Annotated in this window: 33 protein-coding genes, 1 tRNA gene and 1 pseudogene; 25 read left to right on the top strand and 10 right to left on the bottom strand. The window is 71.2% G+C overall.

The window, feature by feature from the left end:
• Positions 1-33 precede the first annotated feature (33 nt).
• A complete protein-coding gene (locus HDG69_RS13695) occupies positions 34-1,956 on the top strand; it encodes an ABC transporter ATP-binding protein (protein ID WP_171784372.1) in 1,923 nt (640 codons plus the stop codon).
• 78 nt (positions 1,957-2,034) lie between these two features.
• Here the strand turns inward: HDG69_RS13695 and rpsA are convergent, their stop codons facing one another.
• Both rpsA and HDG69_RS13705 read right to left on the bottom strand, forming a co-directional pair.
• Positions 2,035-3,540, bottom strand: coding sequence for a 30S ribosomal protein S1 (rpsA, locus tag HDG69_RS13700; protein ID WP_171784373.1), 1,506 nt, complete (start codon positions 3,538-3,540; stop codon positions 2,035-2,037).
• 196 nt (positions 3,541-3,736) lie between these two features.
• The gene (locus HDG69_RS13705; RefSeq protein WP_171784374.1) at positions 3,737-4,762 is read right to left on the bottom strand and encodes an ATP-dependent 6-phosphofructokinase; all 1,026 of its coding nucleotides are present in this window, start codon (positions 4,760-4,762) and stop codon (positions 3,737-3,739) included.
• A gap of 51 nt (positions 4,763-4,813) precedes the next feature.
• Between HDG69_RS13705 and HDG69_RS13710 the strand changes: the two genes are divergently transcribed.
• The gene (locus tag HDG69_RS13710) at positions 4,814-5,641 is read left to right on the top strand and encodes a class I SAM-dependent methyltransferase (RefSeq protein WP_171784375.1); all 828 of its coding nucleotides are present in this window, start codon (positions 4,814-4,816) and stop codon (positions 5,639-5,641) included.
• Positions 5,642-5,661: 20 nt separating this feature from the next.
• Here HDG69_RS13710 and polA read toward each other — a convergent pair whose 3' ends face one another.
• Positions 5,662-8,310: a DNA polymerase I gene (gene polA / locus HDG69_RS13715; RefSeq protein ID WP_246256668.1), complete on the bottom strand. Its 2,649-nt coding sequence runs from the start codon at positions 8,308-8,310 to the stop codon at positions 5,662-5,664.
• A 112-nt stretch (positions 8,311-8,422) separates the two neighbouring features.
• Here polA and HDG69_RS13720 point away from each other — a divergent pair, with 112 nt between their 5' ends.
• Complete coding sequence (locus tag HDG69_RS13720; RefSeq protein WP_171784377.1) at positions 8,423-8,845, top strand: hotdog fold thioesterase; 423 nt, start codon at positions 8,423-8,425, stop codon at positions 8,843-8,845.
• A 15-nt stretch (positions 8,846-8,860) separates the two neighbouring features.
• Here the strand turns inward: HDG69_RS13720 and HDG69_RS13725 are convergent, their stop codons facing one another.
• Together HDG69_RS13725 and HDG69_RS13730 are read right to left on the bottom strand one after the other, a co-directional pair.
• Entirely contained in the window at positions 8,861-9,550 is a 690-nt protein-coding gene (locus tag HDG69_RS13725) for a GNAT family N-acetyltransferase (RefSeq protein WP_171784378.1), read from the bottom strand.
• Positions 9,551-9,654: 104 nt separating this feature from the next.
• Positions 9,655-10,320 carry an ANTAR domain-containing response regulator gene (locus HDG69_RS13730; RefSeq protein WP_171784379.1) on the bottom strand — a complete coding sequence of 222 codons (666 nt, stop codon included), beginning with the start codon at positions 10,318-10,320 and terminating at the stop codon, positions 9,655-9,657.
• A 135-nt stretch (positions 10,321-10,455) separates the two neighbouring features.
• On the opposite strand from HDG69_RS13730, the gene HDG69_RS13735 reads away from it, so the two are divergent.
• Positions 10,456-10,529: transfer RNA gene (locus HDG69_RS13735), tRNA-Leu, on the top strand.
• 135 nt (positions 10,530-10,664) lie between these two features.
• Complete coding sequence (locus HDG69_RS13740; protein WP_171784380.1) at positions 10,665-11,879, top strand: tyrosine-type recombinase/integrase; 1,215 nt, start codon at positions 10,665-10,667, stop codon at positions 11,877-11,879.
• A gap of 82 nt (positions 11,880-11,961) precedes the next feature.
• On the opposite strand, the gene HDG69_RS13745 is transcribed toward HDG69_RS13740, so the two are convergent.
• Genes HDG69_RS13745 through HDG69_RS13760 form a run of 4 tightly spaced genes read right to left on the bottom strand, consistent with a single transcriptional unit; the run spans position 11,962 to position 13,573 of the window.
• Entirely contained in the window at positions 11,962-12,378 is a 417-nt protein-coding gene (locus HDG69_RS13745; RefSeq protein ID WP_171784381.1) for an ImmA/IrrE family metallo-endopeptidase, read from the bottom strand.
• Positions 12,379-12,432: 54 nt separating this feature from the next.
• Entirely contained in the window at positions 12,433-12,924 is a 492-nt protein-coding gene (locus HDG69_RS13750) for a hypothetical protein (RefSeq protein ID WP_171784382.1), read from the bottom strand.
• Entirely contained in the window at positions 12,905-13,111 is a 207-nt protein-coding gene (locus HDG69_RS13755; protein WP_171784383.1) for a hypothetical protein, read from the bottom strand. The genes HDG69_RS13750 and HDG69_RS13755 overlap by 20 nt, the downstream gene beginning before the upstream one ends.
• A 51-nt stretch (positions 13,112-13,162) precedes the next feature.
• Positions 13,163-13,573 carry a helix-turn-helix domain-containing protein gene (locus HDG69_RS13760; protein WP_171784384.1) on the bottom strand — a complete coding sequence of 137 codons (411 nt, stop codon included), beginning with the start codon at positions 13,571-13,573 and terminating at the stop codon, positions 13,163-13,165.
• A gap of 258 nt (positions 13,574-13,831) precedes the next feature.
• Between HDG69_RS13760 and HDG69_RS13765 the strand changes: the two genes are divergently transcribed.
• Together HDG69_RS13765 and HDG69_RS13770 are read left to right on the top strand one after the other, a co-directional pair.
• On the top strand, positions 13,832-14,101 hold the full coding sequence (locus HDG69_RS13765) for a helix-turn-helix domain-containing protein (protein ID WP_216645603.1): 270 nt from the start codon (positions 13,832-13,834) through the stop codon (positions 14,099-14,101).
• 142 nt (positions 14,102-14,243) lie between these two features.
• Positions 14,244-14,999, top strand: coding sequence for a phage antirepressor (locus HDG69_RS13770; RefSeq protein ID WP_171784386.1), 756 nt, complete (start codon positions 14,244-14,246; stop codon positions 14,997-14,999).
• 102 nt (positions 15,000-15,101) lie between these two features.
• On the opposite strand, the gene HDG69_RS13775 is transcribed toward HDG69_RS13770, so the two are convergent.
• Positions 15,102-15,506 carry a hypothetical protein gene (locus tag HDG69_RS13775; protein ID WP_171784387.1) on the bottom strand — a complete coding sequence of 135 codons (405 nt, stop codon included), beginning with the start codon at positions 15,504-15,506 and terminating at the stop codon, positions 15,102-15,104.
• Between the two features lie 30 nt (positions 15,507-15,536).
• Here HDG69_RS13775 and HDG69_RS13780 point away from each other — a divergent pair, with 30 nt between their 5' ends.
• From HDG69_RS13780 to HDG69_RS19110, 18 genes and pseudogenes are all read left to right on the top strand, one after another.
• Positions 15,537-15,758: a MerR family transcriptional regulator gene (locus HDG69_RS13780; RefSeq protein WP_171784388.1), complete on the top strand. Its 222-nt coding sequence runs from the start codon at positions 15,537-15,539 to the stop codon at positions 15,756-15,758.
• A 66-nt stretch (positions 15,759-15,824) separates the two neighbouring features.
• Positions 15,825-16,136, top strand: a complete 312-nt coding sequence (locus tag HDG69_RS13785; protein ID WP_171784389.1) for a hypothetical protein — start codon at positions 15,825-15,827, stop codon at positions 16,134-16,136.
• A gap of 3 nt (positions 16,137-16,139) precedes the next feature.
• Positions 16,140-16,859 carry a hypothetical protein gene (locus HDG69_RS13790; protein ID WP_171784390.1) on the top strand — a complete coding sequence of 240 codons (720 nt, stop codon included), beginning with the start codon at positions 16,140-16,142 and terminating at the stop codon, positions 16,857-16,859.
• Entirely contained in the window at positions 16,856-17,020 is a 165-nt protein-coding gene (locus HDG69_RS13795; protein ID WP_171784391.1) for a hypothetical protein, read from the top strand. Before HDG69_RS13790 ends, HDG69_RS13795 begins: the two co-directional genes overlap by 4 nt.
• Positions 17,017-17,343, top strand: a complete 327-nt coding sequence (locus HDG69_RS13800) for a hypothetical protein (protein ID WP_171784392.1) — start codon at positions 17,017-17,019, stop codon at positions 17,341-17,343. Before HDG69_RS13795 ends, HDG69_RS13800 begins: the two co-directional genes overlap by 4 nt.
• Positions 17,340-17,702, top strand: a complete 363-nt coding sequence (locus tag HDG69_RS13805; RefSeq protein ID WP_171784393.1) for a hypothetical protein — start codon at positions 17,340-17,342, stop codon at positions 17,700-17,702. Before HDG69_RS13800 ends, HDG69_RS13805 begins: the two co-directional genes overlap by 4 nt.
• Positions 17,699-18,307 (top strand): hypothetical protein, encoded by a 609-nt coding sequence (locus HDG69_RS13810; protein ID WP_171784394.1) that lies wholly within the window; start codon positions 17,699-17,701, stop codon positions 18,305-18,307. Before HDG69_RS13805 ends, HDG69_RS13810 begins: the two co-directional genes overlap by 4 nt.
• The gene (locus HDG69_RS13815; protein WP_171784395.1) at positions 18,304-18,606 is read left to right on the top strand and encodes a DUF3850 domain-containing protein; all 303 of its coding nucleotides are present in this window, start codon (positions 18,304-18,306) and stop codon (positions 18,604-18,606) included. The genes HDG69_RS13810 and HDG69_RS13815 overlap by 4 nt, the downstream gene beginning before the upstream one ends.
• Positions 18,603-18,833 (top strand): hypothetical protein, encoded by a 231-nt coding sequence (locus HDG69_RS13820; RefSeq protein WP_171784396.1) that lies wholly within the window; start codon positions 18,603-18,605, stop codon positions 18,831-18,833. Before HDG69_RS13815 ends, HDG69_RS13820 begins: the two co-directional genes overlap by 4 nt.
• Positions 18,830-19,120: a hypothetical protein gene (locus tag HDG69_RS13825; RefSeq protein ID WP_171784397.1), complete on the top strand. Its 291-nt coding sequence runs from the start codon at positions 18,830-18,832 to the stop codon at positions 19,118-19,120. Before HDG69_RS13820 ends, HDG69_RS13825 begins: the two co-directional genes overlap by 4 nt.
• Positions 19,117-19,401, top strand: coding sequence for a hypothetical protein (locus HDG69_RS13830; protein ID WP_171784398.1), 285 nt, complete (start codon positions 19,117-19,119; stop codon positions 19,399-19,401). Before HDG69_RS13825 ends, HDG69_RS13830 begins: the two co-directional genes overlap by 4 nt.
• Entirely contained in the window at positions 19,398-20,216 is an 819-nt protein-coding gene (locus HDG69_RS13835; protein WP_171784399.1) for a PD-(D/E)XK nuclease-like domain-containing protein, read from the top strand. Before HDG69_RS13830 ends, HDG69_RS13835 begins: the two co-directional genes overlap by 4 nt.
• Positions 20,213-20,527 (top strand): DUF7574 domain-containing protein, encoded by a 315-nt coding sequence (locus HDG69_RS13840; protein WP_171784400.1) that lies wholly within the window; start codon positions 20,213-20,215, stop codon positions 20,525-20,527. The genes HDG69_RS13835 and HDG69_RS13840 overlap by 4 nt, the downstream gene beginning before the upstream one ends.
• Entirely contained in the window at positions 20,524-21,462 is a 939-nt protein-coding gene (locus tag HDG69_RS13845) for a recombinase RecT (RefSeq protein ID WP_171784401.1), read from the top strand. Before HDG69_RS13840 ends, HDG69_RS13845 begins: the two co-directional genes overlap by 4 nt.
• A complete protein-coding gene (locus HDG69_RS13850; RefSeq protein WP_343036448.1) occupies positions 21,459-22,025 on the top strand; it encodes a WhiB family transcriptional regulator in 567 nt (188 codons plus the stop codon). The genes HDG69_RS13845 and HDG69_RS13850 overlap by 4 nt, the downstream gene beginning before the upstream one ends.
• A complete protein-coding gene (locus HDG69_RS13855; RefSeq protein ID WP_171784402.1) occupies positions 22,022-22,576 on the top strand; it encodes a RuvC family protein in 555 nt (184 codons plus the stop codon). The genes HDG69_RS13850 and HDG69_RS13855 overlap by 4 nt, the downstream gene beginning before the upstream one ends.
• The gene (locus tag HDG69_RS13860; RefSeq protein WP_171784403.1) at positions 22,573-23,121 is read left to right on the top strand and encodes an HNH endonuclease; all 549 of its coding nucleotides are present in this window, start codon (positions 22,573-22,575) and stop codon (positions 23,119-23,121) included. The genes HDG69_RS13855 and HDG69_RS13860 overlap by 4 nt, the downstream gene beginning before the upstream one ends.
• Positions 23,115-23,660 (top strand): annotated as a pseudogene (locus HDG69_RS19110) (DNA cytosine methyltransferase); the annotation flags it as partial. The gene HDG69_RS13860 and the pseudogene HDG69_RS19110, both read left to right, overlap by 7 nt.
• Positions 23,661-23,740: the final 80 nt, after the last annotated feature.

Raw genomic sequence — 23,740 nt, forward strand, 5'->3', positions numbered from 1 at the left:
GGTCCATCCTGCCCCGGCCGTAGGCTGCACGCCATGAGCATGAGCGGGCAGGCATCGGGTGGGCGACCGGTCGGTGGTGCGATGGGCGGACCGATGCGTTCCTACCTCCAGGACAGGTCGGTGCGCAGCCGCCGCCTGCCTCGCCAGACGCTGCGCCGCATCCTGGCCTTCGCGCGGCCCTACCGCGGCAAGCTCGTCGTGTTCGTGGGGCTCCTGCTGGTCAGCGCCGCCGCCGGCGCGGCGGTGCCCCTGCTGTTCCGCCGGCTCATCGACGAGGGCATCGGCGGCGGGGACCGAGGCATCGTCCTGCTCATGGCAGGATGCGCGGCCGGGATCGCGCTGCTGACGGCCCTGCTCTCCCTCGCCGAGCGCTGGATGTCGGCGGTCGTCGGCGAAGGGCTCATCGTCGACCTGCGCACCAGCGTCTTCGACCACGTGCAGCGCATGCCGCTGGCCTTCTTCGCCCGGGCCCGCACCGGTGCGCTGGTCCAGCGGCTCAACGGCGACGTGCTGGGCGCGCAGCAGGCCTTCACGTCGACGCTGCAGACCGTCGTCTCGAACGGTCTGACGGTGGTCTTCACGCTCGGGGCGATGTTCGCCATGTCGTGGAGCCTCACGCTGCTCTCGCTGGTGCTGCTCCCGGCCTTCGTCCTGCCGGCTCGCTGGTTCGGGCGGCGGATCGCGGCCCTGACCCGTCGCGGCTACGAGCTGGACGCCGACGCCGGCCAGCTGATGAACGAGCGCTTCAACGTCGCCGGCGCCCATCTCGCCAAGGTCTTCGGTGACCCCGACCGCGAGGCGGCCCGGTACGCGGAGCAGGCCCACGCGCTGCGCGACGTCGGCGTCTCGCGGGCCATGTACTCCACCTGGTTCCGCATCGGGCTGACCACGCTGGCGTCGGTCGCCATCGCTCTGGTGTACGGTCTCGGCGGACTGCAGGTGATCTCGGACCAGCTCACCGTCGGCACGCTCGTGGCCCTGACGGCCTACCTGGGCCGCCTGTACGGCCCGCTGACGGCGATGTCGAACGTCCAGGTCGACATCATGACCGCGCTCGTCAGCTTCGAGCGTGTCCTGGAGGTGCTCGACCTCGAGCCGACGGTGGCCGAGAAGCCCGGCGCCCTCGACCTGCGCGCCGCGGTGACGAACCGTGGCGCCGGCGTCGAGCTCGACCACGTGACGTTCCGCTACCCACGGGCCGACGAGGTCTCGCTGGCCTCGCTGGAATCGGTCGCCACGGTCCGCGAGGATCCGTCGTCGACCACCCTGCGCGACGTCACGTTCTCCGTGCCGGCAGGGTCGATGGTGGCCCTGGTCGGTCCGTCCGGAGCCGGGAAGACGACCATCTCCCAGCTCGTGGTCCGCCTGTACGACCCGACCTCCGGCGCCGTCCGCATCGCCGGCCAGGACCTGCGCGACGTCACCGCCGACTCCCTGCGGGCGACCGTGGGCGTCGTGTCCCAGGAGGCGCACCTCTTCCACGACACCGTGGCGGAGAACCTGCGGTACGCCCGACCCGACGCCACGGACGCAGAGCTGCACCGCGCCCTGGGGCAGGCCCGGATCGCTGACCTCGTCGCACGGATGCCTGAGGGTCTCGACACCGTCGTCGGCGACCGTGGCTACCGCCTCTCCGGTGGCGAGCGCCAGCGTCTGGCGATCGCCAGGCTCCTGCTCAAGGCGCCCGACGTCGTCGTCCTCGACGAGGCCACCGCCCACCTGGACTCCGAGTCGGAGGCAGCAGTGCAGGCCGCTCTCGACGAGGCCCTCAGCGGGCGGACCTCGCTGGTCATCGCGCACCGGCTCTCGACCGTGCGCGCGGCCGACTCGATCGTGGTGCTCGACGACGGGGAGGTCGTCGAGCAGGGTACGCACGCCGAGCTGCTGGCCTCGAGCGGCCTCTACGCCGAGCTCTACCGCACGCAGTTCGACCTGGACGACAGCTCGTCCTCGTAGCACGACGACGGCCCGCCACCCCGAAGGGTGACGGGCCGTCGTCGCGTCAGCGGCCGCTCACGGCCGTCGACTGTCGGCTCAGTTGCCGGTCAGCTTCTCACGGAGCGCGGCGAGCGCCTCGTCGGAAGCCAGGGTGCCGCCGGTCTCCTCCTGCTGCACCGGGGCAGCCGAGGAGTAGGACGACGAGGAGGAAGCAGTCGACGAACCGCTGCTGCTCGAGCCGCTGGAGACGACGTCCCCGGCCGCAGCGTCGGCGTCGGCCGACAGCGCGGCACGGACCTGCTCGCGGTGCGACTCCCAACGCGCGTGCGCCTTGGCGTACTCCGCCTCCCAGGCCTCACGCTGCGTCTCGAAGCCCTCGAGCCACTCGTTGGTCTCGGGGTCGAAGCCCTCGGGGTACTTGTACTCGCCGTTCTCGTCGTAGTCGGCCGCCATGCCGTAGAGCGCCGGGTCGAAGTCCTCGGACTCCGGGTCCATGCCCTCGTTGGCCTGCTTGAGCGACAGCGAGATCCGACGACGCTCGAGGTCGATGTCGATGACCTTGACGAAGACCTCGGCACCCACCTGGACGACCTGCTCGGGCAGCTCGACGTGGCGCACGGCCAGCTCCGAGATGTGCACGAGGCCCTCGATGCCGTCCTCGACACGGACGAACGCACCGAACGGCACCAGCTTGGTGACCTTGCCGGGCACGACCTGACCGATGGCGTGCGTCCGGGCGAAGGTCTGCCACGGGTCCTCCTGCGTCGCCTTCAGCGACAGGGAGACGCGCTCGCGGTCGAAGTCGACGTCGAGAACCTCGACGGTGACCTCCTGACCGACCTCGACGACCTCGGACGGGTGGTCGATGTGCTTCCAGGAGAGCTCGGAGACGTGCACGAGGCCGTCCACGCCGCCCAGGTCGACGAACGCACCGAAGTTGACGATCGAGGACACGACACCGGGGCGGACCTGGCCCTTCTGCAGGGTCTGCAGGAAGGTGGAGCGGACCTCGGACTGCGTCTGCTCGAGCCAGGCACGGCGCGACAGGACCACGTTGTTGCGGTTCTTGTCGAGCTCGATGATCTTGGCCTCGATCTCCTTGCCGACGTACGGCGCGAGGTCGCGGACACGACGCATCTCCACCAGGGAGGCGGGCAGGAAGCCGCGCAGGCCGATGTCGAGGATGAGGCCGCCCTTGACGACCTCGATGACGGTGCCGGTGACGACGCCGTCCTCTTCCTTGATCTTCTCGATCGTGCCCCAGGCGCGCTCGTACTGTGCGCGCTTCTTGGACAGGATCAGACGGCCCTCCTTGTCCTCCTTCTGGAGGACGAGAGCCTCGACGGCGTCACCGACGGTGACGACCTCGCCCGGGTCCACGTCGTGCTTGATGGAGAGCTCCCGGGACGGGATCACGCCCTCCGTCTTGTAACCGATGTCGAGGAGGACCTCGTCGCGGTCGACCTTGACGATCGTGCCTTCCACGATGTCACCATCGTTGAAGTACTTGATGGTGGCGTCGACGGCGGCAAGGAAGTCTTCCTCGGTGCCGATGTCGTTGACGGCGACCTGCGGGGCGGACTTCGTGGTGGAGATGGTCATTGAGTAGTTGCTCCGATGCGGACAGGGCATAGTACGGACAGGGTCGTGGTGCGTGTGTCTCGAACGTGCGTCTCGTGCGTGCGTACGCAGGACAACCGGTGCGCAAGCGCACTGCACCGCGGACCATCCTATCCGTGCGGTTTGGAGGGGTCAACGCCACCGACGCCTCCGGCCGACGCCGGCCCTGAGACCCCGGTCACGCGAGCGCCGCGGCCACCCCGAGAAGGTCCGCGGGGACCTGCTTGATCTTCCCGGCGACCTCCGCCAGGTCGACGAGCACGACATCGTCCCCGTGCAGAGCCGTCATCACCGCCGAGGAGCCGGCGGTCACCGCGTCGACGGCGGCCACCCCGAAGCGCGAGCCGAGGATCCGGTCCGACGGCGTGGGCGTCCCGCCACGCTGGACGTGTCCGAGCACGGTCACCCGGGTGTCGAACCCCGTGCGTTCCGAGAGCTCAGCACCGAGACGTTCCCCGATCGCGCCGGCGACGATCTCGCCGAACGGACCGAGCCGTGTCTCGTAGTCCATCGAGGTGCCCTCGGCCGGGACGGCGCCCTCGGCGACGACGATGATCGAGAAGCTCGCGTGCGCCCGGTGCCGGTGCCGCAGGAACTTCACCACCCGGTCGATGTCGAACGGCTCCTCGGGGGCGAGCACCAGCTCCGCCCCTCCCGCGATGCCCGACGTCGCCGCGATCCAGCCCGCGTGCCGCCCCATGACCTCGACGATCATCACGCGGTTGTGGCTCTCGGCCGTCGTGTGGATGCGGTCGACCGCCTCGGTCGCGATGGTCACCGCCGTGTCGAAGCCGATCGACCGGTCGGTTCCCCACACGTCGTTGTCGATCGTCTTCGGGATCGCGACGATGCGGACGCCCGCCTCGGCGACCTTGCTCGCCGCGTGCAGCGTCCCGTCACCGCCGATGCAGATCAGAGCCTCGATCCGTTCGGCCTCCAGAGTGGCGAGCACGGCGTCCATGCCGCCGTCCTCGGCGTGGGGGTGGTAGCGGGCGGTGCCGAGCAGGGTGCCACCGGTGGGCAGCACGTTGCGGATGTGGGACCGGGTCAGCGGCATCACGTCACCGTCGGCGAGACCTCGCCAGCCGTTCCGGAAGCCGACCATCGAGTGCCCGTGCTCCCCCTCGCCCCGCTTCACGACGGCGCGGATGGCGGCGTTCAGTCCCGGGACGTCGCCACCCCCGGTCAACAGCCCGACACGCACGATGCTCCTCCAGCCAGCTCGGTGATGAGGCACCCGGAGGCTACCGCGCGGATGTGTCCGTCAGGTGTCGGGTGTCACGATGTGGCGGTGACTGCGACCTGGTTCGGCTACCGCGAGACACCCGACGACGACGGCGCCGCGCGCCGCTGGTGGGACGCCCACGCCGAGGAGTATCTCGCCGACCACGGCGACTTCCTCGGGGACGCCGGGTTCCGGTGGGGCCCCGAAGGCCTCACGGAGGCCGAGGCGGGGCTGCTCGGCGACGTGCGAGGGGCCCGGGTGCTCGAGGTGGGTGCCGGTGCGGCGCACTGCTCGCGGTGGCTGGCCGCACGCGGCGCGGCCGTCGTCGCCACCGACGTCGCGCCCGCGATGCTCGACGCCGCCGCACGCCTCGACGCACGGACCGGGCTCACCGTTCCCCTCGTCGAGGCCGACGCCCGCGCCCTGCCCTTCGAGGAGGGGAGCTTCGACGTCGTCTTCACCTCGTTCGGGGCGGTGCCCTTCGTGCCCGACGCGGACCGCGTGCACGCCGAGGCGGCACGGGTCCTGCGTGACGGCGGGCGCTGGGTCTTCTCCGTGACGCACCCCGTGCGCTGGTCCTTTCCCGACGACCCCACCACGCAGGGGCTGACGGCGCACCGCTCGTACTTCGACCGCCGCCCCTACGTCGAGGCGGACGCGTCGGGACGCGTCGTCTACGCCGAGCACCACCGGACCGTCGGCGACCACGTGCGCGACATCGTGACGGCCGGGCTCCGCCTGCGCGACGTCGTCGAGCCCGAGTGGCCGTCCTGGAACACCCAGACCTGGGGTGGCTGGGGTCCGGTGCGCGGCGCGTACCTGCCCGGCACGGCGGTCTTCGTCACCACCAAGGACTGACGGCCGCGCCGCCCGGGGGCTCAGTGGCCGGCGTCGTGCCAGGTCTCGCCCGCACCGACCGAGACGTCGAGCGGCACCTCGAGCGCGTAGGCCGCACCCATCTTCGTGCGCAGGACCTCCTCGGCGGCCTCGCGCTCGCCCGGCGCGACCTCGACCACGAGCTCGTCGTGGACCTGCAGCAGCAGCCGCGATGCCAGCCCGCGCTCGTCGAGCTCGCGCTGCACCCCGAGCATGGCGAGCTTGATGATGTCGGCCGCGCTGCCCTGGATCGGCGCGTTGAGCGCCATCCGCTCCGCCATCTGGCGACGTTGTCGGTTGTCGCTCGTCAGGTCGGGCAGGTACCGGCGGCGCCCCAGGATCGTGGCGGTGTACCCCGTGGCCCGGGCCTCCTCGACCACGCCGGCGAGGTAGTCGCGCACCCCACCGAACCGGGTGAAGTAGTCGTCCATCAGTCCCTGTGCCTCGCCCGTGGCGATCCCGAGCTGCTGGGACAGGCCGAAGGCGCTGAGTCCGTACGCGAGCCCGTAGCTCATCGCCTTGACCTTGGCCCGCATCTCGGCGGTGACCTCGGCGGGCTCCACGTCGAAGACCCGCGAGCCCACGTAGCGGTGCAGGTCCTCGCCCGACCGGAACGCGGCGATCAAGCCCTCGTCGCCCGACAGGTGCGCCATGATGCGCATCTCGATCTGGCTGTAGTCGGCGGTCAGCAGCGTCTCGTTCCCTGCACCGACGCGGAAGGCCCGCCGGATCCGTCGGCCGGACTCGGTCCGGATCGGGATGTTCTGCAGGTTCGGGTCGGTCGAGCTGAGCCGACCCGTCGCGGCGATCGTCTGCTGGAAGGTCGTGTGGATGCGACCGTCGGGCTGGACGGCCTTGAGCAGGCCCTCGACGGTCGTGCGGAGCTTGGCGGCGTCGCGGTGCGCGAGCAGGTGCGCCAGGAACGGGTGCTGGGTCTTGGTGAACAGGTCCTGCAGCGAGGCGGCGTCGGTGGTGTACCCCGTCTTGATCTTCTTGGTCTTCGGCATCCCCAGCTGCTCGAACAGCACCTCCTGGAGCTGCTTGGGGCTACCGAGGTTGACCTCGCGACCGATGACGGCGTAGGCCTCGGCGGCCGAATCCGCCACGGCGTCGGCAAAACCACGCTCCAGCTCGGTCAGGAACCCCGTGTCCGCGGCGATCCCGGCGTCCTCCATGCGCACCAGCACACCGGCCAGCGGCATCTCGACGTCGTCGAGCAGACCACGAGCGCCCCTGTCGTCGAGGCGTCCGGCCAGAGCCTCGGCGAGATCGGCGACCGCGACCGCGCGGTGGGCCGCCTCGGTGCCGGCAGGCGGACCCTCGGCGAGCTCGAGGTCCAGCGACCCCTGCGCGGACGCTTCCTGGACCGTCAGCTCACGGTGCAGGTGCCGCACGACCAGGTCGGCAAGATCGTAGCCACGCTGGTCGGGGTAGCACAGGTATGCCGCCAGGCCCGTGTCGCAGACGACGCCGCCCAGGTCCAGGTCGAGCCCGCGGGCCGCGAGCAGGTGCCAGGCGACCTTCGCACCGTGCACCACCTTGGACGACGCGTCGTCGGCCAGCCAGGACGCCAGGGCACGCTCGTCGTCGGTGGCGACCGTCGTCAGGTCGACCACCACCGCGCTCGCCGACCCGTCGGCGCTGTCGGTCGCCACGGCGACCTGCCAGGCGTCCGCCCGCCCGGGGCCGCCCGTCCCGGAGACGTCCAGGCCGAGCACCCGTCCCGCGTGCTCGGCGAAGAAGTCGGCGAGCGCACCCTGGTGCAGCGCGAGCGCGACCCCTGCGCTCACCACGTCCTCCTCGGCGTCGGAGGCCGCGGGGTCGACGGCGAGCAACCGGTCACGGAGCGCACCGAACTGCAGCGTGTCGGAGACGGTGTGCACCGCCTCGCGGTCGAAGCCGACGAGAGCGAGGTCCTGCACCCCCAGAGGCAGCTCGACGTCCGTGAGCAGAGCGTTGAGCTCGCGGTTGAGCCGCACCTGGTCGACGTGCTCGCGCAGGGCCTCGCCCCGTTTGCCCGTCACCTCGGCCCGACGCTCGAGCAGGCTGTCCAGGTCCCCGAACTGGGTGATCCACTTGGCGGCCACCCCCGGGCCGACGCCCGGCACCCCGGGCAGGTTGTCGCTCGTCTCCCCCACCAGCGCGGCGAGGTCCGGGTAGCGCTCGGGGCGGACCTTGTACTTCGCCTCGACCGCCTCGGGAGTCATCCGCGCCAGCTCGGAGACCCCCTTCTTCGGGTACAGGACCGTGACGTCGTCGTTGACGAGCTGGAGGGAGTCCCGGTCGCCGGAGCACACCAGCACGTCCATGCCCGCCTCGGTGCCCTGGCGGGCAAGGGTGGCGAGGATGTCGTCGGCCTCGATGCCGTCGCGCTGCAGCGCCGGGACACGCAGCGCCTCGAGCACCTCCTTGATCAGCGGGACCTGGCCACGGAAGACCTCGGGGGTGGCGTCGCGGTTGCCCTTGTACGCGGCGAACCGTTCCGTCCGGAACGTCACCCGACCCGCGTCGAACGCCACGGCGAGGTGCGTGGGCTGCTCGTCGCGGAGCAGGTTGGTGAGCATGGAGAAGAAGCCGTAGACCGCGTTCGTCACCTGACCCGAGGAGGTCACCAGGGTGTCGGGCAGGGCGAAGAACGCCCGGTACGCCATCGAGTGGCCGTCGATGAGCAGCAGTCGGGGTCGGGTGCCGGCGGCGGTGCTGCCGGGACTGCTGGTGCCGTCGGTTCGCGCTGAGGTCGTCACGGGTGCCAACCTATCTCCCATGACCGACACCGACGCCTTCCCGCAGGACACCGCCGGTTGGGAGCAGGCCGCGACCGGCACCCTCATCGAACGCACCGGGATCGTCCTGACCGAGGTGGGCGCGCGCACCACCCGAGGCCGCATGCCCGTGGCCGGCAACACGCAGCCCGCAGGTCTCCTGCACGGCGGGGCGACGGCGGTGCTGGCCGAGACACTGGGCTCCGTGGCCGCGCAGCAGCACGCCGGCCCCGGACGGGCGGCCGTGGGGATCGAGCTGAACGTGACGCACCATCGCGGGGTGCGATCGGGACAGGTCCACGGGGTCGCGACGGCGCTCCACCTCGGTCGCTCCACCGCCACCTACGAGATCACCGTAACGGACGACGCCGACCGGCGGGTCGCCACCGCCCGACTGACGTGCATGGTGCTCGCGGGACGCTGACGTACCCGGCCGGCGTCAGGAAGCGTTGGTGGCCTGCTCCGCGCGAAGCTCCGCCTCGGCGGCGTGCTCCGCCTGGAAGGCTCGCAGGTCGACCGGCCCGGTGGGCAGACCGGCCTCACGTGCCCGACGGCGCCGGGCGACCAGGTCCTCGATGGCTGCTCGGGTGGCGTCCCGTCGCCGACGTCCACCGTCACGTCGCCGCACCACGGTCCCGCCCGTCGCGCCGTCCTGGGCGAGACGCCGCTCCAGGACCGGCACCGCCACGACACGGTGCCCGGCCGCCGGCGCAAAGCCGAGCCGGGCCAGGAACCGGTGCATCTCACGGGCACCGGGCGCGGGCGCGCAGTAGACGGCCTCGGCGCCGGAGGCGCTCGCGAGCCCCAGCGCCGAGCCCAGGAGCGCCCGACCGACCCCGTGGCGTCGTGCGGCGGGCGCCACGAGGATCGCGTCGACGTAGAGGCTCGGCACCAACGAGTAGAAGTGAGGTTCGAGCACCCGGGCCAGCAGGAAGCCCACGACCGCGTCCTCCTCGACGGCGACCAGGAGCTCACCCCCGGCTGCGACGAGCACGCTCAGGTGCTCGCACAGGCGTCCGGGGTCGGAGGCGGCCGTCGTCGAGCCGTCCGGAGCGAACTTCGCTGCCATCTCGGCGACCTCGAACAGGTCGTCCTGGTTCGCGGAACGCACTACGACCGCTGCACGCATCGACACTCCCTCCGACGCTTCAGATGACCTCACCACAGAAGGTCACGAAAAGATCACGACTCCCTGGTGACCATAGCCGTCACCAGGGAGTCGCACAACGTGTCTCAGGCGCCCACCTGATCGATGACCGCGTCAGCCACCTCGCGCATGGTCAGTCGCCGGTCCATCGACGTCTTCTGGATCCAACGGAAGGACTCCGGCTCGCTCAGACCCATCTTCGTCATGAGGAGACCCTTGGCGCGGTCGACGCGCTTGCGAGTCTCGAAGCGCTCCTGGAGGTCGGCCACCTCGGACTCGAGCGCCCCGATCTGCTGGTAGCGCGAGATCGCGATCTCGACCGCCGGCAGCAGGTCGGCAGGGGTGAAGGGCTTGACGACGTACGCCATGGCCCCGGCGTCCCGTGCTCGCTCGACCAGCTCGGTCTGGGAGAACGCGGTGAGCAGCACGACCGGCGCGGCGTGCGCCTTGCCGATCCGCTCGGCGGCGGAGATGCCGTCCAGCTCGGGCATCTTGACGTCCATCACCACGACGTCCGGCTTGAGGTCCGTGGCCAGGGCGACCGCCGTCTCGCCGTCGCCCGCCTCGCCGACGACGTCGAACCCTGCCTCGCGCAGCGTCTCGACGACATCCATGCGGATGAGGGCCTCGTCCTCCGCCACCACGGCGCGGCGGGCAGGCTTCGCAGAGGTCGCGGGCGGCGCCGGCTCGGGGTCGGCGTCGATCAGCGGGGGCAGGTCGAGCGGCAGCTTCTCGTCGGTCACAGGGACCATCGTAGACCCCGCGAGCACCGGTCGCGTGCTCCTGGGCGCAGCGCGCCGGTGTGACCGTGCGCACCCCGTTCCTCGGTGTGGGGCGGTTGCGCACCACGGCCCCCGGTGTGGTTCGATAAGGCCGCTGCCGACAGCGCCCCGGTAGCCCAACTGGCAGAGGCAATCGGCTCAAACCCGATCCAGTGCGGGTTCGAATCCCGCCCGGGGCACGGCATTCCCGCAGGTCACAGCCTCACCAACCGCATATCTAGCACTCGCCTACAGGAACCTGCCTACAATGGTCAGATCGTAGGCGAGTACCAGTCGCGCCTACCGCCCGACGACAACCGGTGGTGAGGTTCCACATGGCATCTGTGACGCCCTCGAAGCGAGCGCGGGGTTACGCCTGGCGGGTCCAGGCACGTGACCGCCACGGCACGATGCGCCAGGAGACGTTCTACGGCGACGACGCCCTGGCCGTGGAGCGCGCGGCCCGCGACTTCGCCCGGCTGGTGGACCGCGTCGGCATCACCGAGGCGTCCCGGATCCGCACCGAGCGCACCGGTGCAGCTGCTCGAGGAGCGATGACCGTCGCCGGGTGGATGACGAAGTATCTCGACCCGGCCAGCGGGGCGCTCAAGGTCTCCCCCGGCACCCGCAGCGAGTACCAGCGCATCGCCGCCGAGTGGATCACCCCCCGCCTCGGCGAGATCCCGCTCGACTCCCTCGACGTCGAGGACGTCACGAAGTGGGTCGCGTGGATGGAGGACCAGTCCGGCAAGGACGGCGGTCACGTCGCGACGAAGACCATCAAGAACCGGCACGGGCTGCTGTCCGGCGCGCTCGCCGTCGCCGAGGCCCGAGGCCTGCGCAAGGGCAACCCCGCCCGGGGCGCGAAGTTCACGCGCCGCCGCAAGGACGGGATGGTGATCCTGACGCAGTCGGAGTTCGCAGTGCTGCTGCACTTCCTGACGCCGTCGCGCCGGCCGCTGATCATGTGGCTGGCCGGGACCGGCATGCGCTTCGGCGAGGCGACGGCCCTCACGTGGGGCGACATCGACCGCGACGCCCGCCCGATGCTCGCGCACGTGACCAAGGCGTGGCAGAAGCCGCCCAAGGGCGGCGGCGAGTTCCTCGGCCCACCGAAGACCGAGGCCGGCGAGCGGACGATCTCCGTCCCGGACTCCCTCGTTGCTCAGCTCGGCAAGCCCGGCCGCGGCGACCGGCTCGTGTTCACCAACACCAAGGGTGAGCGGGTGCGCTCCGGCGCGCTGTACGACGCGTGGTCGGGCGCGCTCGACCGGGCCAACGACGCGGCGCGGTGCGCGGAGGCTGGCCTCTCCCCCATCGGGAAGCGCCCCCGCGTGCACGACTTGCGCCACGCGCACGCCTCGTGGCTCATCGGCGCCGGGCGCCCGCTGCCGTACATCCAGGCGCGGCTCGGTCACGAGTCGATCACGACGACGATCGGGACCTACGGGCACCTGCTCCCCGACGCACAGCAGGGTGACGCCGACGCCGTTGCACTGGCGATGGGCGCCGTGCTGCCCGTGGCCGTGGTGCCGCAGATCGCGGGGTGACGTCAGGAAATCCCGGCGACCTCCGGGATGGTCAGGATTCCCCGGCATTCGGGCCTTGATCACCGCTGATCCAGGCTGAGGCCTAGACCGCGCGCAACCGCCAGCGGCCCGGCGGTGTCGTCGCGCCGCGCCACACGTCGGTCTGCCAGACCTCGACGAGCCGCCGGGTGACCTCGAGCTCGCGGGCGATCGCTCCCGGGTGCTCTCCGTGCGTGCGCTCGGCCAGCGCGTAGTCCACAGGCGAGATGAGCAGCTGGGCCGCGTAGGCGTCAGCCTCCCGCTCGTCGCGCTCGACGTCGTGGTAGAGCGTCCAGTCGTGCCCGAGCGTCCAGTGGCCCATCTCGTGGGCGAGGGTGCACCGCTGCGTCAGGACGGACTTGCGGTGGTTGAGCAGTACGAGCCCGGAGCGCCGCAGCTCCCCCGCGCGCCGGCCGAGGTCCATCCACTTCACGTGGACGCCGAGCTCCTCAGCAGCGGCGATCAGGTCCTCGAGCGTCACCAGTCCAGGTCTACATGCCCGAGGCGACGAGTGCACGGCGGCGTGCCGCGGGTCCTAGATGTCGCGGACCCATGTCTCCATCCCCTCGTACACGCCGAGCGGCTCGAACAGAAGCGACCCGAATGCAGCCTTGCTCTCTGCGTTGTCTGGATGGATGCGCGTGAAGACGCCGCAGTCAAGGCTGTAGAGCAGCTTGTGTGCGGCGAGGACGGTTAGCGCCTGCTCGATCGCGGCGCGGCCGTACCCGCGGCGGGTGCACCGCTGGGCACGCGCCACCGCCTGGATGACGAACTGCTCGTCGCTGGGGTCGAAGCCGAACGCTACGACCGCCGCGAGGCCGTCGTCATCGTGTCCGACAAGGATGGCGTCCGGGTCGTCGACAGGAGGGCGCAGGTCACGAACGAGACCCTGAGCCCTGAGCGCGTAGAGCTGGGGGTGATGCCGTCCGCGATGCGGGTCGTAGGTGTAGCCCGGCGGATCGGCGCAGATGAACGACTGCAGTTCACGCCGATCACGCCTGCCGGCGTCACGCCAGGCGAGACTCACGCTTCGCCTGGAGCCAGGCGGCCACGTCCTGCCGCTCCTGGCCCGCCAGCGGGCGCATCGCCGTCTCGCGGTACTCGCGCGCCAGCCGGGCGCGCTCGCGATCGGTCAGCCCGTCGTTGCCGACGCGATCCGGGCCCACCAGAACGCGCTCGACCGAGGGTCGGCGTGTGAGGGTGTGGCGTGACATGTCTCGACGGTAGCGCAATCCGTGAGCCATGCACACGATCCGTGAGCCGTGTCACGCCTCCTCCTGCTGCGCCTCGGCCTCGTCGTCGGCGTCGTCGTCACGCGCGGCGAGCACGTGGTCGTCGGGGTCGATCCGCTCGCCGTCGAGTGTGTAGCGGTCGTGCGCCGGCTCGTGGCCGGCCGTCTTGATGGGGGCGGGATGCTCAGCATTGCCCACCACCTCCTCGTTACCCAGGTAGCCCATGTCGTGGACCACAGCCTCGAGGAGCCGCTCGTACGGGATCCGGGTCACGCTGGCGATCTGCCGCAGCTTCTCCGGCGAGGGCTTCGCCTGCCCGGCCTTCCACTGCGACATCGCGCTGCGCGAGACGCCGATCTTCGACGCCAGCGCCGCCTGCGACACGGGGAAGAGCTGCGCGTCGCGCCACTCCTCGATCAGCGCCCAGAGCTTGCTCGTAGTCACGGTTCCTCCTTCACGGGCACCACAGTTCAGGCCGACAGGGCATCCCGTCCAGCGGGGTGGGCACCGGGCGCACGGGACGTCTGGACACCAAATCACGCGCGCCGCAGCCACAGGTCAGCGTACCAACGGCGCACTTCTGCGGCTCCTGCGGGCATGGCAGGGCCTTGCGGGGTGGGCACCGGGTATGTATGTTTGTCGCAGAACGCTGGACACAACGACAAGGGGATGGATACAGTGAGGACACCAACACCGACACCGATGGGAGCAATCTGGATGGTCCTCACCGACCGCAAGAAGCTCGCCAAGCTGATGGTGATCCAGGACGTGTCGCAGCGAGAGCTGGCGAAGGCTGCCGGCTGGAAGTCGCACTCGTACCTCGGCCGCCTGCTGCGAGGCGAGGTCAACACGCTCGACCTTGAGCCCGCCGTGCGCATCGCGATGTACCTGCAGGTGGGCACGGACGACCTTTTCATGTCCAGGTCGTCCAGCGATTCACGGCGGAACGCGAAGCGTCTCGTGGCTGCTTGACCGGATCGGGCCGACCCAGTTCCGCGCGGGCCGGTCACACATCACCCCTGCCGAGCACCTTCATCAGGCGAAGGCAGCAAGAAGCCCCCGCAGTCCCGGCCAGGGCAACACGCGAGGGCTCCTCTACAGGAAGAAGGATCGCATGACCCAGCTCCAGCCATTCGACTTCGACGGCACCGCCGTCCGGGTCATCACCGACGAGCACGGCGAGCCGTGGTTCGTGCTCACCGACCTCTGCAAGATCCTCGGCCTCACCCGACGAGCAGCCGCCGTTGCCGAGCGGCTCGCCGACGACGAGAAGGGTGTACGCCTGGCGGACACCCCCGGCGGCCCCCAGAACCTCACGATGGTGACCGAGGCCGGCATGTGGACGGTCATCCTCCGCAGCGACTCCCCCGCCGCCGAGCCGGTCCGCCGCTGGGTCACCCACGAGGTGCTCCCGACGATCCGCCGCACCGGCCAGTACGGCGCCGCCCCGGCGCTCACCGAGGACCAGATCGTCGCCCAGGCGCTGCAGATCACGACGGCCAAGGTGAGGCAGCTCGAGGCGAAGGTCGAGCAGGACGCCCCGAAGGTCATCTTCGCCGACGCGGTCGCCACGTCGCGCACCGACATCCTCGTCGGCGACCTCGCCAAGATCCTCAAGGGCAACGGCGTCGAGGTCGGCGGCACGCGGCTGTTCGAGTGGCTCCGCCGCGACGGCTACCTCATCAAGCGCCGGGGCACCGACCGGAACATGCCCACGCAGCGCTCCATGGAGCTCGGCCTGTTCCGGGTGAAGGAGACCGCGGTCACCCACTCCGACGGCCACGTGACCATCTCGAAGACGCCGAAGGTCACCGGCAAGGGCCAGACGTACTTCATCAACCGGTACGTCGGCGCGGAGGTGGCGGCGTGAACACCCTCGCCATCGTCCTGTCGTCGCTCGCGATCGTGGTGTCGCTCATGTCGATCCGCCTTGTGCGGGAGGCGTCGAGGCTCCGTCGGAAGGTCGAGGAGCTCAGGATCCAGTCGGAAGCTGCCGCTGCCACTCGTGCGTATCGCCCCCGGGCCGACGGGACCAGGTGGCCGAGATGACGCGCCCGTCAGTCGCCAACGATGTCGCCACGAAGAACGACATCGACGAGCCAGGGGCGAGCCGGTCGACTGTCCGCTGGCCGTGCACCACAGCTCTCGCTGGCGGGGTGATCTCGACATCGAACACGGACTCGTCGCCGTCGTTGACCAGCTCGTACGACTCGTCCGCCAGGAGGCGAAGAGCCCAAGGTGCCCGATATCTGGCCGCGGCCTCCTCTTGGAGCTCCACCGATCGTCGCGCGGCATCGGCTTCCACGTGCGCATATCGCAGCGCAAAGGCGGCAACTCCGAGTGCGACGACAGAGACCACGAAGGCGGCGACATCCATCCCCGCAACCTACCCAACCGGAGGTCCGCGATGAACGCCCTCACTGTCCGCGACGTCGCGGAGCGTGAGCAGACCTCCACGCAGACCGTGCGCGGCTGGCTCCAGCGCCACGAGCTCGACGGCTACCGCACACAGGGCACCCGAGGCCCGTGGCGCGTGGCACCGGAGGACTACGAGAAGTTCCGCCAGGCGCGCAAGGCGATGAACGCCGACCCGTGGGCACGCACCCGCGCGCGCCGCACCACGTCCTGACAGCACAGCGCCCCGTGGCTCAACCGGAAAGCAGACCACGGGGCACCGACACAAGGAGTATCCCTCATGGGAACCGCAACCCTCATCCGCGACGTCAGCAAGAACTTCGCGGGCCACGCCGCTCTCTACCGGCTCGACCCGCCCCTGCGCACGACCGACTACGCGACCGACGAGCCGGTCGAGTACGAGCACGTGATCGTCTCGGCCACGGCGGTCATCTTCTCCGGCCCCGAGACCTACATCTTCCCGGGCGACCCCGAGACCGACCAGGTCACGTCATGGGGCGAGCTGGGCGGCTCGTACCGCGGCGGCCTCGACCACGCCGAAGCGCTCCGAGGCGCGGGCGACGGGTACGACATCGCCGCTACGGAGGCATGACAGATGACTGCTCAGATCATTGAGTCCCGAGTGCAGGAGCTGCTCGACGGCGGAGTCCTCGCGAAGGGGTCGCACGCCTCGTTCGAGTCGGGCGCCTGCGCGATGGAGTGGGTCAGCTACCTCGCCGGCCAGGGGCACACCGACGCCCCCGACTGCGCATCACCCGTCCTGCGCGCCTTCACCATCGGCCTGAACGACCAGTGGGGCACCGAGCAGCGGCAGAAGCTCCGCCCGTTCCTGCCCCGCATGGTCGGCACCGCAGGTGACGGACAGGACGAAGCGCGCTCCTACCTCGCGCTCGACTGGCTGGTCCGCACCTACACCCCCGCGTGGCTGGACCTCGCCGGGCTGACCGAGGAGGCGACGGCACTGCGGGACCTGCGCCGCATCGCGGACCTGACGGCCGCGGAGGCGGCTGGTCCGGTCGTGCGAGCGGGCCGAGAGAAGGCAGCCGCTGCCAGGGACGCTGCCGGGGCCGCTGCCTGGGACGCTGCCGGGGCCGCTGCCTGGGCCGCTGCCTGGGCCGCTGCCTGGGCCGCTGCCTGGGCCGCTGCCTGGGCCGCTGCCTGGGCCGCTGCCTGGGACGCTGCCGGGGCCGCTGCCTGGGACGCTGCCGGGGCCGCTGCCAGGGCCGCTGTCCGCCCGACCGTGGAGACGTTGCAGGCGTCCGCGCTCGACCTGCTGGACCAGATGATCGACCCGAGCGTGGGTGAGTCCCGATGACCACCCTCTCCCGCGTCACCGCTGACTCGGATCTCCCGCCCCTCGTCGTCCCCGACCCCGCGACCGAGGGCGTCTCCCCCGACCAGGTCGCCGCCGAGCCGACGCCCGAGTGGGACGCCGTCGTGGCGCAGCTCGGTGACCCGACGGCGGTGACGGCATGAGCGCGACCTACTGCCTCCAGATCACCGAGGCGAACCACGACGAGGACCAGTTCTTCACGCTCGGCGGCGCCGGATGGGACAGCGCGCACGACCGCCAGGTCGCGATCGACAGCATCCCGCGCCTGGAGCACGACTGCGAGGACCCGACCGTCCGCCGCTGCTACATCGTCGACGTCCTCGACCCGGTCGACCAGTTCACGATCGACGACAACTTCGAGATCGACGAGGCCACGGCCCACACGCTGCTCGGCGTCGAGGACTTCGAGCCGCTCCGTGAGCGCGAGCGGGCCGCGTTCGCGGCCGTCGAGGCGGTGACGGCATGATCCTCCGCCGCCTCCTGCGCCGCCTCGCCGCCGCCCTGGTCGAGGAGGGCCGCCCCGACCACCCGCCGCGCGCGGTCCGCACCTCGTCCGCCCCGCTGTCCGACGTCGAGCGGGTCGCGATCGCCACGGGCGTCATGACCCAGCGCGGACCCGCCTGGGCCGACACCACGCCGCTCGGCGTGCACCGCCGACTCGCGCACGAGCTCGCCGAGATCCACGCCCTGCAGGCCGACGCCGAGGGCATGGAGATCGCGCACCACGACCTGCTGCTCGTCTCCGCCAAGTCCGGCACCCACATCCCCGACGTGCTCGCCCTCGAGGCGACCGCCTACCTCACCGCCGAGGAGACTTCCCGATGAACCCCACCTCGCGTCACGACGACGTCCACACCTTCGACCGGCCGGGCGCACCCCAGGCCTCCCTGCACGCCGCACTCGTCGAGGCGGAGCGCACCGGTGGCATGGTCCAGATCACCGGCCCGTCCTACGTCGACGCGCTGCGGGCCGAGTCCGGGCTGCCGGACCCCGCCAGCCTCCCCGACGACCCGGACCGCCCGGTCGGCGAGGTGATCGACGTCGTCCCGGGCGCGCTGGTCCGCCAGCCCGCGGGGTCGCGCCGCCCGGACCCCGCCGAGGTGCCGTCGTCGTCCCAGGGTGGGCTCGCCGCGCACATCCCGCTCGTCGAGACCCCGCAGGCCGCCCGCGACCTCATGGCCGGCGCCGGGATCGACCTCGCTGGCTTCGACCGCGCGCTCGCCCAGGCCCGCGAGGGTGCCGAGGAGCACGCCGACCGCCCCGTGCTCGCCGCCTACGACGACGGGCACGCCCAGGGCCACCGCGACGGACTGACGGCCGCGCTGCGGATCGTCGCGCGGTTCGAGGGCATGGCCGTCCAGACCGACCCGGCCTACGCCGCGCTGCTCGGCAACATCCGCGACGCGATCGCGGCGGAGGTGCAGCCATGATCCACGAGCTCAAGATCCGCGAGACCTGGTTCGACCGGGTCGCCGCTGGCGAGAAGCGGGCGGAGGTCCGCAAGCACGACCGCGACTTCCAGGTGGGCGACGCGCTCCGGCTGGTCCGGGTCGGCTCCTACGGCAACCCGACCTACCGGTTCGTCGAGCGCGACGAGCGCGGCCGGTTCGTGAACCAGCACGTCGAGGTGCCGCCGATCGATGTCCGCGTGACCCACGTACTGCCCGCCGCCCAGGCGGACGGCCTCACCGAGGGCTACTGCCTGCTGTCGGTCGAGGTGATCGCATGACCCGCAACGACCACCCCCAGCGCATCGACCAGGTGCTCGGCGACGCGCACGACGCGGCGAAACATGGCGTAGGCATGCGCGGTCTGGCCGCGTGCGTCGGCATGGCGCCGACGGTGCTGCGCCGGTTCTTGACCCGCCACGGCCGCGACGACCTCGTGGCGCCGCTGCTCGCCAACGACGAGTCGCTGCGATCCCAGGGCGTCCTCGACTTCGGAGGTGCCGCATGACCGCCCACGACACCCACCAGCACGCCGAGGCCGACCGCCGATCCCAGCCCGCGACGCCCGAGCTGACCCTGCAGGACGCGTGCGACTGGCTGCACCGCGAGGGCCTGGTCCCCACGGAGCGGATCGAGGGCGTCGTCGAGGACGGCGAGGTGTACGACCTCACGGCATGGGAGAGCCGGGTGAAGGCCGAGGCGCTGCGGGATGCAGCCTTGGTCGTCAACGACCAGGGGGACTCCTGGACCCTCTACGACCGCGCCGAGCGCATCCAGAGGGGTGAGGACCTGTGAGCCGCGCGAAGATCGTCGGCCGCCGGAGGGTCGTCGTCGAATCCTTCCCCGCCCGCGGCGGCGTCGGTCGGAGTTACCGGCGAGATGGCTGGTCCTACGCCTACGAGGTCACCGACTCCCAGGGCCAGGTCGTCGCCAGCGACAGCACCGGTGCCGGCGGGTGGCGCGGGCTCGTCCACGACGCCTCACGCCGGGTCGCCGCCGTCCGCACGGTCGAGCAGATCGGCCACCGACTGCGCCCGTACTGCGAGCTCGTCGACGAGGCGGGTGATGACCTGTGACCGCCACGACCGAGCTGCAGGGGATCGTCCTGGACCTCCCCGATGCCGAGTACCGCCAGGCGCCCGGCCTGTCGTCCACCGGGGTCAAGCACCTGCTGGACTCCCCCGCCCGGTACCAGTGGGAGCAGACGCACCGCACCGACAAGCGCGCCTTCGACCTCGGCCACGTGGTCCACGCCGTCATTCTCGGCGCCGGGCTCGACGTCGCCGTGATCGACCACCCCGACTACCGGACCAAGGCCGCCCGCGAGGAGCGCGACGAGGCCCGGGCCGAGGGCCACGCGCCGATCCTGCGCCACGAGTGGGAGCAGGTCGAGGTCATGGCCGCCGCGGTGCGCGAGCACCCCGACGCCGGGCCGCTGCTGACCGGGGGCGAACCGGAGGTCTCGCTGTTCTGGGACGACCCGGAGACCGGAGTCCGCTGCAAGGGCCGCCTGGACTACTGGCACTGCTCCGGCGTCGTCGTCGACCTCAAGTCCACCGGCCGCACCGCGGACCCGCGCCGCATCGACCGCCTCTCCTACGACCTTGGCTGGCACCAGCAGGCTGCGCACTACATGGCCGGCGTCGAGTGGGCCATGGGCGAGCGCCCCCGCTTCATCCACGTCGTGCTCGAGGTTGACGCCCCGCACTTCGTGTCCGTCGTCGAGCTCGATGACGAGTACCTCGCCGACGGCGCGGCCGACGTCCGCCTCGCCACCGACGCCTACGCCCACTGCCTGGCCACCGACGACTGGCCGGCCTACCCCGCAGGCATCCACACCATCGCGCCACCGAACTACGCGAAGCGCGCACGAGCACTGGAGATCGCATGAGCAACGTCTACTACGACCCCGAGAAGTTCGGGCTGCGCACCCTCGGCGAGCTGGACTTCTCGTCCGGTTCCTACGAGTTCGACCTGAGCGTCGTCTGGACCGACGGCACCGCGCTGTTCTGGGCCGACGACGCCGGGTGCTCCTGCCCCTCGCCGTTTGAGTCCGTCGGCCGCGACGACCTCTCGACCGGCTCGATCGACGCCCTGCGCCGCTACCTCCACGAGCGCCAGCAGGAGCAGTACACCCAGTACGTGAAGCACGACGAGGTCGTCGACTTCATCGCGCGTGTCCGCAAGGAGATGGCCAAGTGAACACCGACCTGACGACCACCGGAGCCACCGCGCTCACCATCGACCCGCAGCAGTCCGGCTTCACCGACATGCAGGTCTCCGCGCTGCAGCACATCGGCGTGCAGGACGCCTCTCCCGGCGACCTGGCCGTGTTCTTCCACGTCGTGCAGCGCACCGGCCTGGACCCGTTCGCCCGCCAGATCTACATGATCGGGCGCAAGACGAAGGACCAGCGCACCGGCGAGTGGACGACGAAGCAGACGATCCAGACCGGCATCGACGGCTTCCGTCTCATCGGCCGCCGGGCGTCCGCCCGCAGCGGCGACAGCGTCTCGGTCGCCGCGCCGCAGTGGTGCACCCGCGACGGGAAGTGGCTCGACGTCTGGTCCGGCGAGTGGGGCACCCCGCTCGCCGCCCGCGTCACCATCACCCGCGACGGCGACCCGTTCACCGCCGTGGCCATGTTCGACGAGTACAAGCAGACGAAGCGCGACGGCGGCCTGACCCAGATGTGGGCCCAGCGCCCCGCCGGCCAGATCGCGAAGTGCGCCGAGGCTGCCGCCTGGCGCATGGCCTTCCCGCAGGACCTCGCCGGGGTGTACTCCGACGACGAGCTGCAGCACGCGGACAGCCCGCCGCCGCAGCGCGCCCGCCGCCAGTCCGCCGCCGACGTGCTCGGAACCAGCGAGGCCGACCGACCAGCAGAGCCGGAGCCATCCGCCGACGCGCCATCGGCCCAGGCCGTCAAGGCGCTGTGGGCCACGCTCAACGAGGCCGGGATCAGCGAGGACCGCGACGAGCGGCTGCGCTGGATGAGCAACCATGTCGGCCGCGAGGTCGCCACGAGCAAGGACCTGACCGCGGCCGAGGTCTCGCAGCTGATCGACACCGCGAAGGCGAACGCTGAGTACGCCGCCGAGGTCGCCGCGACCTCTGAGGCGGGTGAGCAGGCGTGAGGACCCGCATCGATCCCGCCGAGGTCGCCCGGCTGCACGCCGAGGGCCTCGTCGACCGGGAGATCGCCGAGCGGATGGGCTGCTCCGGCAAGGGTGTCTACAACGTCCGCGGCCGACTCGGCCTGTCGCCCAACGGCGCCGGCGGACGAGGGCGCAGGGCTGCCGACGGGGGGCGACGGGCCGGTAAGGCAGTCGGCCGCCCACTGGTCCAGGACGGCGGGGCCACCCGCACCTACCCGACCGACTGGGCGCTCAAGGCGAGGTGCCGCGCCATCGGCCCGCAGGACGAGGACGCGGACCCGTTCTTCCACCCCGAGCAGGAGCGCGGCCCGATGCGGCGGATGCGCGAGCAGCGCGCCAAGGCCGTGTGCGCCGAGTGCCCCGTGGCCGGCCTGTGCCTGGAGGCTGCGATGCGGGTCGAGGGCGACGTCACCACGGGCCGCTACGGCGTCTACGGCGGCTACACGCCCGAGGAGCGCGTCGAGCTGCTGGCGCTGCGCCAGGCGGCCGACGACGTCGCCCAGACAGTGCGGGACGGCCAGACGCTGCAGGTGGTCGCATGAAGATCGTCGGACTCGACCTCTCCCTGACCAGCACCGGCGTCGCTGCGATCTGCGACGACGACACGGTCCCGGCCCCCTACGCCTTCGTCGACCGCATCACCAGCAAGCCGTCCGGCAGCACCCTCGAAGCCCGTAACCGGCGCCTCGCCATCATCGTCGACGCCGTCCATGGCTGGGTCCACGACGGGGCCGACCTCGTCGTCATCGAAGGCCTCGCCTACTCGTCCACGAGCGGCAAGGCCGCCGAGCGCGCCGGGCTCTGGTGGCTCGTCGTCCACCGCCTCATCGCGAACGGCTACCCGGTCGCCGAGGTCCCGCCGACCTCGCGCGCGAAGTACGCCACCGGCACCGGCAACGCGGCGAAGGACGCCGTGCTCGCCGCCGTCGTGCGGCGCTACCCGGACGTCGAGGTCACCGGCAACGACGAGGCGGACAGCCTCATCCTCGCCGCGATGGGTGCGCGGTGGCTGGGCCACCCGATCGACGACCTTCCGAAGTCCCATCTGGACGCCATGACCAAGGTCCAGTGGCCCGAAAGGAGCGACGCATGACGCCCGACGTTCGCGCCCTGTCCCAACGATTCTGGGGACGCTGGGCCGTCATGGTCATCCCCGGCGCACCAGATGCCTGCTGGCCTTGGGAGGGTCGCCTCGACGCCAAGGGCTACGGGTTCATCAAGGTGAACGGGAAGACCACCCGCGTGCACCGCGTCGCCTGGCTCCTGGCGAATGGCTCCTGGCCGCCGCCCGGAATGGTGGTCCGCCATCGCTGCGACAACCCTCCCTGCTGCAACCCGGCGCACCTCCAGCTCGGCACCGTCCGTGAGAACGTCGCCGACTGCATCGAGCGCGACCGTCGTGCCCATGGCGAGAGCCTTCGCCAGGCGAAGCTCACCGAGGCCGGCGTCCGCGACATCCGCCGACGAGCCGCGGCTGGCGAGGCGCACCGAGCGATCGCCGCCGACTACCGAGTGACCCGCCAGGCGATCACCTTGGTCGTGAAGCGCAAGAACTGGCGCCACGTCCTCGACGACCTGCCCGCCGCGCACCTGGCGGCCATGGCCAAGGTCGAGTGGCCGGAGGTGGTCCCGTGCTGATCGGCGCTCTGTTCGCCGGGTACGGCGGCCTCGACATCGCCACCGAGCGCGTGTTCGACGCCCGCACTGCGTGGGTGTCCGAGTTTGACGCCGCACCGTCGCGCATCCTCGCGCACCGGTTCCCCGACGCGCCGAACCTCGGGGACGTCACCAAGGTCGACTGGTCCGCCGTCGAGCCCGTCGACATCATCACCGGCGGCTCACCCTGCCAGGACCTCAGCCACGCCGGGAAGCGCGCGGGCATGAAGGCTGGCACCCGGTCCGGCCTGTGGGCGTCCATGTGCGACGCCATCGAAACGATCCGCCCGCGCTTCGTGGTGTGGGAGAACGTGAGAGGAGCACTCAGTGCCGGAGCCGATAGCGCGGTGGAACCCTGCCCGATCTGTGTGGGAGACGGAAGCGGTGTCACTCTGCGGGCACTCGGACGTGTTCTCGGAGACCTGGCCGAGCTCGGGTACGACGCGGCGTGGTGTGGCCTACGCGCTGCCGACGTGGGAGCCCCGCACGGACGCTTCCGGGTCTTCGTCCTCGCCTGGCCTGCCGACGCCGAGAGCGACCCGAGGGGGCTCGGCGACCGAGACCATGGCGCTGCTGCGGACCCCTACGGCGCAACTCGCGG

This window comes from Isoptericola halotolerans, assembly GCF_013149785.1.
Taxonomy (GTDB): Bacteria; Actinomycetota; Actinomycetes; order Actinomycetales; family Cellulomonadaceae; genus Isoptericola; species Isoptericola halotolerans.

Bases quoted from the DNA above. Each gene is read 5' to 3' on its own strand.
- HDG69_RS13755 (WP_171784383.1), bottom strand. From the start codon at position 13,111: ATGTCACGCCACACCCTCACACGCCGACCCTCGGTCGAGCGCGTTCTG.
- HDG69_RS13710 (WP_171784375.1), top strand. From the start codon at position 4,814: ATGTGTCCGTCAGGTGTCGGGTGTCACGATGTGGCGGTGACTGCGACC.
- HDG69_RS13730 (WP_171784379.1), bottom strand. From the start codon at position 10,320: ATGGTCCCTGTGACCGACGAGAAGCTGCCGCTCGACCTGCCCCCGCTG.
- HDG69_RS13810 (WP_171784394.1), top strand. From the start codon at position 17,699: ATGAACCCCACCTCGCGTCACGACGACGTCCACACCTTCGACCGGCCG.
- HDG69_RS13795 (WP_171784391.1), top strand. From the start codon at position 16,856: ATGACCACCCTCTCCCGCGTCACCGCTGACTCGGATCTCCCGCCCCTC.
- HDG69_RS13820 (WP_171784396.1), top strand. From the start codon at position 18,603: ATGACCCGCAACGACCACCCCCAGCGCATCGACCAGGTGCTCGGCGAC.
- HDG69_RS13805 (WP_171784393.1), top strand. From the start codon at position 17,340: ATGATCCTCCGCCGCCTCCTGCGCCGCCTCGCCGCCGCCCTGGTCGAG.
- HDG69_RS13825 (WP_171784397.1), top strand. From the start codon at position 18,830: ATGACCGCCCACGACACCCACCAGCACGCCGAGGCCGACCGCCGATCC.
- HDG69_RS13770 (WP_171784386.1), top strand. From the start codon at position 14,244: ATGACCCAGCTCCAGCCATTCGACTTCGACGGCACCGCCGTCCGGGTC.
- HDG69_RS13855 (WP_171784402.1), top strand. From the start codon at position 22,022: ATGAAGATCGTCGGACTCGACCTCTCCCTGACCAGCACCGGCGTCGCT.
- HDG69_RS13775 (WP_171784387.1), bottom strand. From the start codon at position 15,506: ATGGATGTCGCCGCCTTCGTGGTCTCTGTCGTCGCACTCGGAGTTGCC.
- HDG69_RS13785 (WP_171784389.1), top strand. From the start codon at position 15,825: ATGGGAACCGCAACCCTCATCCGCGACGTCAGCAAGAACTTCGCGGGC.
- HDG69_RS13790 (WP_171784390.1), top strand. From the start codon at position 16,140: ATGACTGCTCAGATCATTGAGTCCCGAGTGCAGGAGCTGCTCGACGGC.
- HDG69_RS13840 (WP_171784400.1), top strand. From the start codon at position 20,213: ATGAGCAACGTCTACTACGACCCCGAGAAGTTCGGGCTGCGCACCCTC.
- HDG69_RS13860 (WP_171784403.1), top strand. From the start codon at position 22,573: ATGACGCCCGACGTTCGCGCCCTGTCCCAACGATTCTGGGGACGCTGG.
- HDG69_RS13720 (WP_171784377.1), top strand. From the start codon at position 8,423: ATGACCGACACCGACGCCTTCCCGCAGGACACCGCCGGTTGGGAGCAG.
- HDG69_RS13765 (WP_216645603.1), top strand. From the start codon at position 13,832: ATGGGAGCAATCTGGATGGTCCTCACCGACCGCAAGAAGCTCGCCAAG.
- HDG69_RS13740 (WP_171784380.1), top strand. From the start codon at position 10,665: ATGGCATCTGTGACGCCCTCGAAGCGAGCGCGGGGTTACGCCTGGCGG.
- HDG69_RS13815 (WP_171784395.1), top strand. From the start codon at position 18,304: ATGATCCACGAGCTCAAGATCCGCGAGACCTGGTTCGACCGGGTCGCC.
- HDG69_RS13725 (WP_171784378.1), bottom strand. From the start codon at position 9,550: ATGCGTGCAGCGGTCGTAGTGCGTTCCGCGAACCAGGACGACCTGTTC.
- HDG69_RS13780 (WP_171784388.1), top strand. From the start codon at position 15,537: ATGAACGCCCTCACTGTCCGCGACGTCGCGGAGCGTGAGCAGACCTCC.
- rpsA (WP_171784373.1), bottom strand. From the start codon at position 3,540: ATGACCATCTCCACCACGAAGTCCGCCCCGCAGGTCGCCGTCAACGAC.
- HDG69_RS13695 (WP_171784372.1), top strand. From the start codon at position 34: ATGAGCATGAGCGGGCAGGCATCGGGTGGGCGACCGGTCGGTGGTGCG.
- polA (WP_246256668.1), bottom strand. From the start codon at position 8,310: ATGGCGTACCGGGCGTTCTTCGCCCTGCCCGACACCCTGGTGACCTCC.
- HDG69_RS13800 (WP_171784392.1), top strand. From the start codon at position 17,017: ATGAGCGCGACCTACTGCCTCCAGATCACCGAGGCGAACCACGACGAG.